We start from the raw sequence: 12,823 nt of genomic DNA, 5'->3' as shown, positions 1-12,823 counted from the left end.
GCCGAGCGGAACGAGGTTCCCGCATGAGCCCCACCGTGCCCACCGGGGTGAACCCGGACGAGGTCACCGCCTGGCTCGCCGCGCGGGTGCCCTCCCTCGTCCCCCCGCTGACCTTCACGCCGATCGTCGGCGGCCACTCCAACCTCACGTACATCGTGGCCGACGCCGCCGGGACGCGGTGGGTGCTGCGCCGGCCCCCGCTCGGCCACGTCCTGGCCACCGCCCACGACATGGGCCGCGAACACCGCATCCTCGCGGCACTCGGGTCGGGCCGCACCGCTGTCCCGGTCCCGGCCGTCGTCGGCCTCAGCCCCGACGACTCGGTCAACGGAGCGCCGTTCTACGTCATGGACTTCGTCGACGGCGCGGTGCTGCGCCACGCCGACGAGACCCGACGGGCCCTCGACCTCCCGGCCCGCCGCCACGCCGGCGACCAACTGGCCGACACCCTCGCCGCGATCCACGCGGTCGACATCGACGCGGCCGGACTCGACGGCCTCGGCCGCCGCGAGGACTACATCGGCCGCCAACTGCGGCGCTGGCACCGCCAATGGGACGCCACCCGCGTCCCCGGGGTGCCCGGCATCGACGAGGTCCACGCCGCGCTCGCGGCGTCCGTTCCGGCCCAGCAGGGCGCCACGATCGTGCACGGCGACTTCCGGCTCGACAACTGCCTCATCGGCGGCGACGGTTCCGTGCGGGCCGTCCTGGACTGGGAGCTGTGCACCCTCGGCGACCCGCTCGCGGACGTCGGAACGGCCCTGATGTACTGGGTCGAGGCGGGCGGCAAGGACGTCATGATCGCCTCCGACGGCACCGCCGCGGAAGGCTTCCCCACGCGCGGCGACTTCGCCGCCCGGTACGCCGCCGCCACCGGCCGCGACCTGTCCGGGATCCACTGGTACGTGGCCTTCGCCTACTGGCGCCTGGCCTGCATCCTCGCCGGCGTCCTCCACCGCTTCAACGCCGGCGCGATGGGCGACCAGGCCGGCGACGGCGGCTCGTCCCGCTTCACCCCCGAAGGACTCGCCGACCTCGCGGGCCGGGCGCGGACCATCCTCGACGAAGGGAGGTTCGGGGCATGACGGCCGGCTTCACCGGCAAGGTCGCACTGCTCACGGGAGCGAGCCGGGGCATCGGCCTGGGCATCGCCGCCGAACTCGCGGCGGGCGGCGCCAAGGTGTGCCTCACCGCCCGCCGCGCCGAGGAACTGGACGCCGCCGTCCGGGAGTTGGGCGGCCCGGCGGTCGCCATGGCGGTCCCCGGCCGCGCCGACGACGCCGAGCACCGGGCCGAGGCGGTCGCCGCCGTCATCGACCGCTTCGGATCGCTCGACGTGTTGGTCAACAACGCCGGGATCAACCCGCACTACGGCTCCCTCATGGACGCCGACCTGGCGGCGGTGCGCAAGATCCTCGACGTGAACGTCGTCTCGGCACTCGGCTGGACGCAGGCGGCGTACGGCGCGTGGATGAAGGAGCATGGCGGCACGGTGCTCAACGTGGCCTCGGTGGGCGGGATCGTCCCCGGGCCGTTCATCGGCGCGTACAACGTCAGCAAGGCCGCGCTCATCCACCTGACCCGGCAACTCGCCGCCGAACTCGGCCCGGGCGTCCGCGTCAACGCCGTCGCGCCCGCGGTCGTCAAGACGCGTTTCGCGGAGGCGCTGTACGAAGGCCGCGAGGAAGAGGCCGCCGCGACCTACCCCATGAAGCGCCTCGGCGTACCCGAGGACGTGGCGAAGGCGGCGGGCTACCTGCTGTCGGACGACGCGTCGTGGATCACCGGCGAGACGCTGGTCGTCGACGGGGGCGTCACCATCGGCGGCCGTGTGGGCTGAGACGAACCCCCACGGCGGCGGGGGCGAGCGGGGGGTCGCCGTCGCCGGGCGGAGTCCGCCGACCGGCCGCGTGGCGGACACGTGGGCGTCATCCGGTCCTCATCCGGTCCTCATGTGCGCCGGATAGCCTGCGGATCTTCCGCCGGACAACGGCACGCCGCCCGGCCGGACCGTGACCGGCCACGAGAGGGGTCCGCCGGGGGGCGCCCTTCTCGTGGCCGCCACGGCCGCGCTCCGCTGCCCGCGGCGACCGCGTCGCGGCCCGGGACCGCGTCGGCGCGGATGTCCGCCGCCGGCCCGTCCCCCGCGCCCGACGTACCCCCGCCCCCGCACCCACGCGGGTGATCGTCGCCGTCCATATGCCTGAAACGTCATGATCAGCCGTTTTTGCGGCAAAGGACCCTCCCAATCCGTCGGCGCGCCGCCGAGCGGGCGACAAGGAGGCCTACCCATGACACAGGACGAGCCGCGCGGAGTCGTGGTCGGCGTCGACGGCTCGGAGCCGGCCCGGCGCGCCCTCGACTGGGCGATGACCGAGGCGGAACTGCGGCGGCTCCCGCTCCACGTGGTGAGTGCGGCACCCCCGGCCGGCACCTACGCCGCGATGGCCCCCGGCGGGGTCTACGTCGAGGACATGCACTCCACCCTGGAGGCGGTGCGCGGCGAGACCGAGGCGATGGTCGGCGACGTCAACCACGCCCGCGAACGCCCGTTCGACGGCGAACTGCACGTCCAGGTCTTCGCCGGAACCGCGACCGAGGTGCTGCTCGGCATGTCGGAGCGGCACGTCCTCGTCGTCGTCGGATCGCGCGGCACCGGCGGCTTCTCCCGCCTGCTGCTCGGCTCGGTGAGCACCGCCGTCGTCCACCACTCCGCGTGCCCCGTGCTGGTGGTCCGCGACTGACGGATCCGGTCACCCCCGCGCGGCGCCGCCCGAGGCGCGCACGAACCGCTCCCGGCAGACCGCGGCGAACGCGGCGGCCCTGCGGGTGGGGCGGATGCCGCGCGCGTGGACGAGCAGCAGCGGCAGCGGCGGCAGGTCGTCGGTGCAGTCCAGCGCCACGACGCGCCCGCCGTCGTACGTCGTGTCGGTGGCGGGCCGCTCGGCGAGGATCGCGAAACCCTGGCCCGCCGCGACCAGCGCACGGACCAGTTCGGGCCCGCGGGAGCGGAAGCGTATGCGCGGGTTGATCCCGACGCGCCGCACCAGCGAGGCGGTGTAGTCGCGGTGGGCCGGCAGGTCCAGCAGGATCATCGGCTCGTCCGCGAAGGCCCGCAGCGACACCGCCTTCGCGTCCGCCAGTTCGTGGCCGGGCGCCACGATGACGTGGGGCGGGGTCCGGGCCAGCACCTCCCCCTCCAGGACGTCGCCGTCGCCCACATCGTGGACGAGCGCCAGCTCGCACCCGCCGTCCAGGAGGTCCTCGCGCAGGTCGGCGTCGTCCCGGCCGTCCGCCAGCGCGACGTCGACCTCGGGGCACCGTACGGCGAACTCGGCGAGCAGCGGCGCCAGATGGAACGGCGCGACGCCCTCCGCGCAACCGAGTGTGAGCCGCCCGCGCAGCGCGCCGCCGAACGCCTTCGCGGTAGCGGCCATCTCGTCGGCGTGGCCCAGCAGGCCGCGCGCCTCGCCGAGGAACCGCTCGCCCGACGCGGTGAGGGACAGGCCCTTGGCGTGGTGGCGCACCAGCAGTTGGACCCCGAACTCGCGTTCGAGGTGGGCGATCGCCGCGGAGATCGCCGACTGCGACACCATGAGCTCGCGCGACGCCCCGGTCATGCTGCGGTGCCGCGCGGCGGCCACGAAATAGCGCAGTTGCACCAGGGTGAAGTTCATGCGGAAACCCTGTCCGTGCCGGGCTCTCCGCGTACTTCCTCCATGCCGGCGATCCTAGGACGGGTGCCGGGCGCCCGCCTTCCGAGCCGCGGGCGCCGGCCGGCGGCGTCCGACGCCGCCGACGCCCCGGACGTGCGCCGGGCCGCGGGCGGGGAGCCGTCCGTACGACCCCGCCGCGCGCGGCCCGGACCGGGTCTAGCGCGCGCCACCGCGCAGGAACAGCATGTCCAGCTCCGCCTGGGTGAACGGCTCCCCGGGCAGCGGTGAGCAGTGGTCGGCGCGCAGGCCGTCGAGCACGACCTCCAGATAGCGCGCGGCCACCGTGAGCCGCTGGGCCTTCGGCAGCCCGGGCGGCGGCAGCAGGCACGAGAGGAGCAGGGAGATGTCGGCGTCCGACACGTCCCCGCGCAGATAGCCCTCGTCCTTGGCGCGGTCGACCAGCAGGCACACCGCGTCGTTGAGCGCCGCCCGCCCGACCCGCATCTCCTCGGTCACCGGCACGCGTCCGCTGAGTGCCGGGAACAGCCGGCCGGCCCCCGACGCGACGGCTCGGCGCAGGTAGCGGTTGAGGGCCGACCACGCGTCCGGTTCCTCCGCGAGCGCGCCCTCCGCCTCGGTGGCCAGCCGCGCCGTCTCGGCGATCATGATGCGCTGGACCAGCGACTCCTTGCCGGAGAACCGCCGGTAGATCGTCCCGACGCCGACACCCGCGCGGCGCGCGATCTCCTCCATGGGCGCGTCATAGCCCAGTTCACCGAAGACCTCGCGGGCGGCACGCAGGACCTGTTCGAGATTGCGGCGTGCGTCGGTGCGGAGTTGTGTGGTGGACTCCGGATCGGCGGCGGGTGCCGCGGCAACCGCCGTTCGGCGCCGATGCGGTCGGCGAGCCGGGGGGATGACGGCGGCGGACGCGCTGCCGACTGCCCTCCCCGCAGTGTCGCGTTCCCGTGCCAGCTCGTTCGAATATATGCGCGAAGCGCCCATGTGATTCCCCCGAAGGCAAGTGTTCGTGTCCCCAAGTCGGACCGCTCAGTCATTGCCAGTTCGCCGAGCGTACCCGACCCGCCGACGGGCCAGAAGCGGAATCCGACATAACGGTTGTGGAGGAATTGTGGTGTGCTGACGCTGAGTCAGCGAACGCCGGTGAACGGCGCGGCGCGGTGGACACTCCGTCGACAAGCCCCCGTGGCGGCGGGAAACGGAACCGATCATGGTGTGACCGGCGTCACGAAGATGCCCCGATATCGCGGACCGGCGGCGATGAGTCCCCCGAACGGGGGGTCGGTGGCCCCCTCCCGATTCCCCTGCGCCCGACTTTCGCCCACACTGGTGGGGTCACTAGTGGTAAACCTCACGGCACCTAGTGTGAAGAACTCATCAGGGAAGCAGGCGGTTGAACATCACTCGGTGGGGCGCCCGGCTGTCCGGTGACCGGCGGCGATCCGTGCCCGCGGCGCGGATGCAGGACCGCACCGACACCTTCACCCTGCGGGAGGCGCTGGCGCACGCGCCCGCACTCGTCGCGGTCACGCGCGGGCCGAATCACGAACTCTCGTACGTCAACGAGGCCTACCGCGCGGTCTTCGGGCCCCGCCGGCCCGGCGCACCGGCCCGCGACATCCTGCCCGAGCTCGTCGACCAGGGGCTCCTCGCCCTCATGGACGACGTCTACCGGACGGGCCGGTCGCGCGCGGTGCGGGCCCGCCGCGTCGACCACCGCGCGACGGCCTACCCCGGCATGCCGGCCGGCGAACGCCGCCACGGCTACTACACGTTCGTCTGCACACCCGTGCGCGCCGAGGGCACCGACACCCGGCGCCCGGTGCGCGGCGTGCTGGTGTTCGCGGTCGACGTCACCGACCAGGTGCAGGCCACCGACCGGCTCCGCGCCAGCGAGCGGCGGCACCGCCGGGCCGCCCTCACCCTCCAGCGCAGCCTGCTGCCGCAGAAGCTTGAGGACCCGGACGAGCTGCGGATCTCCGCCCGCTACCTGCCCGGCGGCGCCGACGCGGCGGTCGGCGGCGACTGGTACGACGTCATCCCCCTGGGCGGCGGACGCACCGCGGTCGTCATCGGCGACGTGATGGGCCGCGGGATGCGTGCCGCCGCCGTGATGGGCCAACTGCGCACGGCGGTACGCGCGTACGCCCGCCTCGACCTGCCGCCGCACGAGGTCCTGCGGCTCCTCGACGGCCTGGCCGCCGAGATCGACGCGGCGCAGATCGCCACCTGCGTGTACGCGGTGTACGACCCGAGCGACGCCGCCCTCACCTACGCGACCGCCGGCCATCTGCCGCCGCTCGTGCGCGACCCCGAGGGCCGCGTGCGCCGCCTGGACGACGCCCTCGGCCCGCCCCTGGGAACCGGCGCCACCTGGCCGCCCATGGCGCGCGGCACACCGCTGGAGCCGGGCTCGACCGTGGTCTTCTACACCGACGGCCTGGTCGAACGCCGCGGCGAGGACCTCGACCACGGCATCGACCGCCTGGCGGGCGCGCTCGCGGCGTCCGTCGGCGCACCCGACGCGGTCCGCGACCGGCTCCTCGCGCACATGCGCCTGCCGGTCGCGCACGATGACGACGTCGCGCTGCTCGTCGTCCACCTCCCGCGCCACGAAGGCCGTGCCGCGACACTGTTCCGCACGGCCTCGCTCGACCTGCTCGGCGGCAACGAAGCGGCCTCGCGCGCCCGGGCGTTCACGTCCGGGGTGCTGGCGAGCTGGCAGGTGGGCGAGGAACTGCGCGAATCGGGCGCGCTCGCGGTGAGCGAGTTCGTCGCGAACGCGCTGACCCACGGGGCCGCGCCGCTGCGGCTGCGCCTGCGGCGCACCGACCGGCGGCTGATCGTCGAGGTCGCCGATGCCGACGACCACGTGCCGCGACACCGCCGCGCCGCGATCGACGACGAGAACGGCCGCGGGGTGGCGATCGTCGCCTCCATCGCCGACGCGTGGGGGTCGCGCCTGACCGGGGCGGGCAAGACGGTGTGGTGCGAGTTCCGGCTGTGAGCGCCGCGGAGGGCCGGGGGCGCGCGGCTCGCGGGGCGGCGGAGGAAGATGGTGGGTCGAGCCGACCGGCGGGTGACCTGGCGGCCACGCGGCGGCCGACTCGGCCACGGTGAGGACTGTATTCCCCGGACAGGAACGGGCGATCCCCCTTCCTCGGGGCCATTCACCCGAAGGTGTGCAATGCGGGTCTCAGACCGCTTTCTCCGGCGGGTCCGTCGGGCCCGCCGACTCCACCGGCCGTTCCGTGCGCCGCACTTGACGCGTCATCAGCCGTACCCAGGCCCACAGCGCGACACCCGCGAGACACAGCACGATCGCGATGACGCCCCCGAACACCCACCAGAACGTCGACGCGGGAGGCAGCGCCTCGGGCGGGGTGTCCGGCCAGGCCGCCGCGATGTCGCCCGGCTCCGCGGTGAGTTCGCGGATCGCGACACCGGACTTGGCGAACCGCACACCGTCCGGCCATTCCTGGTGCGACACCAGGCCCGCCAGCCCCGTCGACAGCCACAGCGCCCCGGTCGCCCCGACCAGGAACACCAGGATGCCGATCAACACGCCGTCGGGAATACCGCGTTGCGGCGCGCGCGGGGGACCGTCCGCCATGCCCCTCCTCCGGCTCGTGCCGTGCGTCGGTCTACGCCGCCGGGTCGCCCGTCAGCGCGGCTTCCGCCCGAACGCGTTCCTCGACGGCGTCCTCGGTCATCGCGCGGTCCGTGTAGACCATGGGCCGCTCGGTTTCGGTGATCAGGTGTTTGACCACCTGGACGTTGCCGTTGACATCCCACACCGCGATGCCCGGCGTCAGCGTCGGGATGATCTCCACCGCCCAGCGCGGCAGCCCCAGCACCTTCCCGGTCGCGCGGGCCTCCTCCGCCTTCTGCATGTAGATCGTCCGCGTCGACGCCATCTTCAGGATCGCCGCCGCCTCCTTCGCCGCGGCACCGTCGACGACGTCCGACAAGTGGTGCACCACCGCGACGAACGAAAGGCCCAGCCGGCGCCCGAACTTCAGCAGCCGCTGGAACAGCTGCGCGACGAAGGGGCTGTTGATGATGTGCCACGCCTCCTCGACCAGGAAGATGCGCTTGACCCGGTCCGGGCGGATCCACGTGTGCTCCAGCCACACGCCCACGATCGCCATCAGGATCGGCATCGCGATCGAGTTCCGGTCGATGTGCGACAGGTCGAAGATGATGAGCGGCGCGTCGAGGTCGATGCCGCTCGTCGTCGGCCCCTCGAACATGTTCTGCAGGTCGCCGTCCACCAGCCGGTCGAGGACCAGTGCCACGTCCAGGCCCCAGATGCGCACGTCGGCGAGGTCCAGGCTCAGGAGATCCGCCGCGACCTTGCTCGGGTTGCGCAGCGCCTCGACGATGTCCGGCAGTATCGGCTGGCGGTCTTTGACCGTCCGCATGACGTGCACGTGCGCGGCCTTGAGCGCGTACCCCGCCCGCTCCTCCAGCGGGCGGCCCATCGCCACCTCGATGATCGTGCGCAGGAGCGCCAGCTGCCCCGTCGTCGCGATCGCCGGGTCGAGCGGGTTGAGGCGCACGCCGTCGGATTCGAGGTTCGTCGGGTCGAGGCGGATCGGCTTGATGCCGAGCGCCTCGGCGATGTGGTTCCACTCGCCGACGCCGTCCTCGCCCTGCGCGTCCAGCACCACGACCTGGCGGTCGCGGAACCGGAGTTGGCGCAGGACGTACGTCTTCTCCAGCGCCGACTTCCCGTTGCCGGACTCGCCGAGCACCAGCCAGTGCGGCGCCGGGAGTTGCTGGCCGTACAACTGGAACGGGTCGTACACGTACCCCTTGCCGGAGTAGACCTCGCGGCCGATGATCACACCCGAGTCCCCGAGGCCCGGCGCGGCCGTCGGCAGGTACACCGCCTGCGCCTGCCCCGTCGACGTGCGCACGGGCAGGCGCTGCGTCTCGTGTCTGCCGAAGACGAAGCTCGAGAACCCCTCGGTCAGCAGCGACATGATGCCGGACACGACGTCACCTCCTGATGCCGGTGGCGAACGGCAGCGTGTTCACGAAGGCCCGGTGCTGCTCGCGGTCGCACCACTCCAGTTTGAGGAAGCACTTGCCCGCCGACGCGCGGATCGTCCGCTTGTCGCGTGCCAGTTGCTCGGGACTGCGCGACGAGACCGTGATGTAGCCGACCAGGTTGACCCCGGCCGCACCGCCCGCGAGGTCTTCGCCGCGCTGGTCGACGCGCCCGGTGTGCGCCAGGTCGCGCGGGTCGACCACGCGGTTCATCTTGGCGGCGCGGGCGGCGTCGGCGTCGTCGTTGGTCTTCTCGGTGAGCATGCGCTCGATCGCGATGTCGGTGGGCTCCAGGTCCATCGTCACGGCGACCGTGCGGATCACGTCGGGCGTGTGCACCAGCAGCGGCGCGAGGAAGTTCACCCCGACGGGCGTCAGCGGCCACTCCTTGACCCACGCCGTCGCGTGGCACCACGGCTGCGACGTGTCCGACTCCCGGGTTTTCGCCTGCAGGTAGTTCGCGTGGGTCGCGTCCAACTCGGCGGGCCACGCGTACCGGGCCTGCATGCCCTCGAACTGGTCGATCTGGTGCTCGGGGTCGTACATCGAGTGGATGAGCGACGCCAGGCGCGCCTCGTTCATCGGCTGGCGCACCCGGATGTCGGCCTCGGCGAGGCGGGCGCACACGTCGGTCAGCTCACGGGCCATGACCACGCCGAGCCCGTCGTCGCCCTTGCCCATCACCGACGACTCGGCGGCGAGGTCGCGGTTGTAGTGCATGCACGCGATCAGATAGGCGCGGTGCTGCTCGCTGGACGTCGACACCATCGACTGCAGGTGGTCGTACGAGTCCTTGACCCAGCGAGGCGCGGTCGGATCCCCGCGCCGCGCGACGTCCTTGGCGTGCGCGTCGGGGTCGGCCGGCATCGTCCGCGCGAGGATCTGAAGCCGCGTCACGAACCCGTCGCCGTTGGCCACATGCTTGAGCAGCGTGCCGAACCGCTCGACCAGCGCCTCCTGGTCCTCCGAGTCGCGGAGGCCCACGCCGGGGCCCTCGATCTCGATCGCGGCGGTGACCGTGCGCCGCTCCAGGTGCATCAGCACGGCGAGTTCGTCCGGCCCGAAGGGGACGCTCAGCCAGCTCAACCGGCCGATCCCGGGCGGCGACCCGACCGCGACACCGGCGCCGTTCAGGCGCGTGCCGGCCTCCATGACCGAAGAGCGGTAGCGCGCGCCGCGCTTGAGCGTGCGCTTGTAAGTGCGGTTGATCTCGAACCACTTGTAGAACGTGCGCCCCCGATACGGCAGGTAGACCGCGGCGAACGCGATCAGGGGGAAGCCCACCAGGCCGATGATCCGGACCACCAGGATGGGGACCAGCAAACCCCACAGCAGCCCGAGCGCGCCGCCCGCGATGATCATGAAGATCTCGCCGGGCTCGCGGTTCTTGCCGATGACGGCCGTCGGCTTCGCCTTGCCGATGAGGAACGTCCGGCGTCGCTGGATCGGCTGTGTCGTCATCGTCGGGCCTCGCTCCCGGTCCTGGCGTACGGCGAACGGCCCGGAGCGACCGGGACGGGCGCGAACACCGGGTGGCGTCGCACGGGAAGAGCGAAGCCGCCGGCGCCCGCCGGCGGATGTGACTGCGGCAGCTCGTCGATCATGCACGACCCCCTTTCCGCACCCATGGTCCGGTGGTGCGTTCTCCGGGACGATCCTCCCAGAGATACCCGGCCGCGGTTCGCGTGTGCGGAGGAGTCGGGCCGAATTCCCGGTGCGCCTTCGGAGTTACGCGCGCATGGGGATGCCACGTGTGCTCCTTCGGGTCGACCGCCGGCGGTCGGTGCTAGATCGCCATCCCATAGATGATCGTGAAGAGTGTTCCGAGCGAGCCGATGATGAAGACCCCGGTGAGGCCGGCGATGATCAGGCCCTTGCCCTGCTCGGCACTGAACGTGTCGCGCAAGGCCGTCGCCCCTATGCGCTGCTTGGCCGCGCCCCAAATGGCGATGGCCAGGCAGAGGAGGATGGCCACGGCCATGACCACCTGGATCATCGTCCGGGCCTCTTCGCCAAGTGATGCGAAGGGGCCCCAATCCGGGGCGATCCCACCGATGATCGTGTTGATGTCGCCGTTGCCTGCACCTAGATACATGCCGTTCACCGCCCCCGACTGGGCTCCTCGAATTGCCCCCGTCGGATGGAGCGGGGGCGTTGCGCGTCGTGATTATTCTGACGTGACGACACCGTTCGGGCCACCACCCCCGCGAGACGAACTTCTCACTGTGTGTATCACGGGGGATTGCACCCGGCAATCAAGGCACGCACAGGGGCCCGGACACGCTGCGGACGCGCTTTCCGGCTGTTGCCGCTGGCGAAAAACAGTCCGGAATGTTGGCCGGAAAACGCGTCGGGCCCCGGACCACAAAGGGTCCGGGGCCCGACGCGTTTTCCGCCGTGGGAGATCCGGGTGGGATCAGACGTTCACGCCGTGCGCGCGCAGGTACGTCAGCGGGTTGATGTCCGAGCCGTAGCTCGGCGTGGTGCGGATCTCGAAGTGCAGGTGCGGGCCGGTGGAGTTGCCGGTCGAGCCGGACAGGCCGATCTGCTGGCCGGTGGAGACCTTCTGGCCCACCGAGACGGAGATCTTCGAGAGGTGCGCGTACTGGCTGTACTTGCCGTCGGGGTGCTTGATGACGACCTCGTTGCCGAACGCGCCGCCCCAGCCGGCGGACACGACGGTGCCGGTGGTTATCGACTTCACGGAGGTGCCGGACGCGGCCTGGAAGTCCTCGCCGGTGTGGCCGTGCGACCACAGCGAGCCGGAGCGGCCGTAGCTGCCGTTCGGCGAGCCCGGGACCGGGCGGACGTAACCGGCGGTGGACGCCTCGGACGACGAGCCGGACGACGAGCCCGTCGACGTTCCGGTCGAGCTGTTCGACGACGAGCCGGTGGACGAGCCGGAGTTCGACGTCGAGGTGCCCGTCGACGGCTTGGTCGTCGTGGCGGTGCCGCCCTGACCGCCGGCCAGGGACAGCTTCTGGCCCGGGAAGATCACGTTCGGGTCGCTGCCGACGACGCTGCGGTTGATGTCGTACAGCTTCTGCCAACCGCCGTTGACGTTGTGCGCGAGGGCGATCTTGTAGAGCGTGTCGCCCACGACGACGGTGTACGCCGACTTGGTGCCGCTCGTGGAGGTCGCGGGCTTCGTCTCGGTCTTCGTGGTCCCGGTCGAGGACGACGAAGAGGACGACGACGAAGACGACGAAGACGATGAGGACGAGGACGACGAGGACTGCGACGACGACGAGCTGCCGCTCTGCGACGACGAGCCCGGGTTGATCGCGGGGGTGCCGCTGTTCTTCGTCAGGCCCGCCTTGACGGAGCAGACCGGCCACGCGCCGGGGCCCTGGACCGCGAGGACCTTCTCGGCGATCGCGATCTGCTGGTCCTTGGTCGCGAGGTCGGCGCGCGCGGCGTACTGCTGGCCGCCGAACTCGTTCCAGGTGCTCTGGGTGAACTGCAGGCCGCCGTAGAAGCCGTTGCCGGTGTTGATGGACCAGTTGTTGGTGCTCTCGCACGCGGCAACCTTGTCCCAGGTGCTCACCGAGGCGGCGGAGGCGCTGGTCGCGCCGATGATCGGGGTGGCGATCGCGGCGCCGGTGACACCGGCGGCGACGGCGATGCGCGAGGTGGTGGTCAGACGGGTACGGCGATGACGCCCGGTTCCGGACAGCATGAAGCGTTTCCTCTCCTACGCCTGCGAGGTGAGCTGTCGGATTCGGGCCGGAGTTGCCCGGCCGCCCCGAAAACCCTGGTCCACAGGGTTTTTGGCGCGGCTTCACCCCAAGCCGTACCGATCGTCCGGTACGGCGCGTTTCACCTGGTTCCCCCGCTTCTGCCGTGGCTGATTCTCAGCTGTCCCATCCGTGCCGGCGGCAGAACTAGGCGTTCCGGTCGGAGGGGTCGGTGTGGGGACCGACGCGGAGCAACTTAGGCAGACGTGTCGTGTGATCACAAGCGACTCATCGGATCGTCAGGTTTGCGACGGAGCGGAGAGGGGGAGTACTTCACGCCTTGTCACATTTGGACAGCCGTTGGTGTCCGAATTCCTACCTTCGGTACCGGTCTACTAACCGGTTGTAAAGCGC

At 71.8% G+C, this 12,823-nt stretch carries 11 protein-coding genes and 1 riboswitch; of the genes, 4 read left to right on the top strand and 7 right to left on the bottom strand.

The features are described 5' to 3' along the window. Window positions 1-23 precede the first annotated feature (23 nt). The 3 genes from LO772_RS16040 (at window position 24) to LO772_RS16030 (ending at window position 2,744) form a co-directional block, all read left to right on the top strand. On the top strand, window positions 24-1,085 hold the full coding sequence (locus tag LO772_RS16040) for a phosphotransferase family protein (RefSeq protein ID WP_231779080.1): 1,062 nt from the start codon (window positions 24-26) through the stop codon (window positions 1,083-1,085). After that, window positions 1,082-1,840 carry an SDR family oxidoreductase gene (locus tag LO772_RS16035; protein WP_231779079.1) on the top strand — a complete coding sequence of 253 codons (759 nt, stop codon included), beginning with the start codon at window positions 1,082-1,084 and terminating at the stop codon, window positions 1,838-1,840. The genes LO772_RS16040 and LO772_RS16035 overlap by 4 nt, the downstream gene beginning before the upstream one ends. A gap of 451 nt (window positions 1,841-2,291) precedes the next feature. Further along, complete coding sequence (locus LO772_RS16030) at window positions 2,292-2,744, top strand: universal stress protein (protein WP_231779078.1); 453 nt, start codon at window positions 2,292-2,294, stop codon at window positions 2,742-2,744. A gap of 9 nt (window positions 2,745-2,753) precedes the next feature. Here the strand turns inward: LO772_RS16030 and LO772_RS16025 are convergent, their stop codons facing one another. Both LO772_RS16025 and LO772_RS16020 read right to left on the bottom strand, forming a co-directional pair. Then, window positions 2,754-3,677 carry a LysR family transcriptional regulator gene (locus tag LO772_RS16025; RefSeq protein ID WP_231779077.1) on the bottom strand — a complete coding sequence of 308 codons (924 nt, stop codon included), beginning with the start codon at window positions 3,675-3,677 and terminating at the stop codon, window positions 2,754-2,756. Window positions 3,678-3,872: 195 nt separating this feature from the next. After that, window positions 3,873-4,661, bottom strand: coding sequence for a TetR/AcrR family transcriptional regulator (locus LO772_RS16020; protein WP_231779076.1), 789 nt, complete (start codon window positions 4,659-4,661; stop codon window positions 3,873-3,875). A 409-nt stretch (window positions 4,662-5,070) separates the two neighbouring features. On the opposite strand from LO772_RS16020, the gene LO772_RS16015 reads away from it, so the two are divergent. Continuing rightward, window positions 5,071-6,684, top strand: a complete 1,614-nt coding sequence (locus LO772_RS16015) for an ATP-binding SpoIIE family protein phosphatase (protein ID WP_231779075.1) — start codon at window positions 5,071-5,073, stop codon at window positions 6,682-6,684. Between the two features lie 189 nt (window positions 6,685-6,873). On the opposite strand, the gene LO772_RS16010 is transcribed toward LO772_RS16015, so the two are convergent. The 5 genes from LO772_RS16010 to LO772_RS35825 form a co-directional block, all read right to left on the bottom strand. Then, the gene (locus tag LO772_RS16010; protein WP_231779074.1) at window positions 6,874-7,290 is read right to left on the bottom strand and encodes a hypothetical protein; all 417 of its coding nucleotides are present in this window, start codon (window positions 7,288-7,290) and stop codon (window positions 6,874-6,876) included. Between the two features lie 31 nt (window positions 7,291-7,321). Continuing rightward, on the bottom strand, window positions 7,322-8,665 hold the full coding sequence (locus LO772_RS16005) for an ATP-binding protein (protein ID WP_443089457.1): 1,344 nt from the start codon (window positions 8,663-8,665) through the stop codon (window positions 7,322-7,324). Window positions 8,666-8,681: 16 nt separating this feature from the next. Continuing rightward, window positions 8,682-10,193: an SCO6880 family protein gene (locus LO772_RS16000; RefSeq protein WP_231779072.1), complete on the bottom strand. Its 1,512-nt coding sequence runs from the start codon at window positions 10,191-10,193 to the stop codon at window positions 8,682-8,684. Between the two features lie 325 nt (window positions 10,194-10,518). Next, window positions 10,519-10,827: a hypothetical protein gene (locus tag LO772_RS15995; protein WP_231779585.1), complete on the bottom strand. Its 309-nt coding sequence runs from the start codon at window positions 10,825-10,827 to the stop codon at window positions 10,519-10,521. 321 nt (window positions 10,828-11,148) lie between these two features. Next, window positions 11,149-12,408, bottom strand: a complete 1,260-nt coding sequence (locus tag LO772_RS35825) for a transglycosylase family protein (RefSeq protein WP_443089456.1) — start codon at window positions 12,406-12,408, stop codon at window positions 11,149-11,151. 6 nt (window positions 12,409-12,414) lie between these two features. Beyond that, a riboswitch (cyclic di-AMP (ydaO/yuaA leader) is annotated at window positions 12,415-12,591 on the bottom strand. Window positions 12,592-12,823: the final 232 nt, after the last annotated feature.

This window comes from Yinghuangia sp. ASG 101, from assembly GCF_021165735.1.
Lineage (GTDB): Bacteria > Actinomycetota > Actinomycetes > Streptomycetales > Streptomycetaceae > Yinghuangia.
The sequence above is the reverse complement of the archived record's forward strand: the minus strand, read 5'-3'. Positions and strand labels throughout refer to the sequence as shown.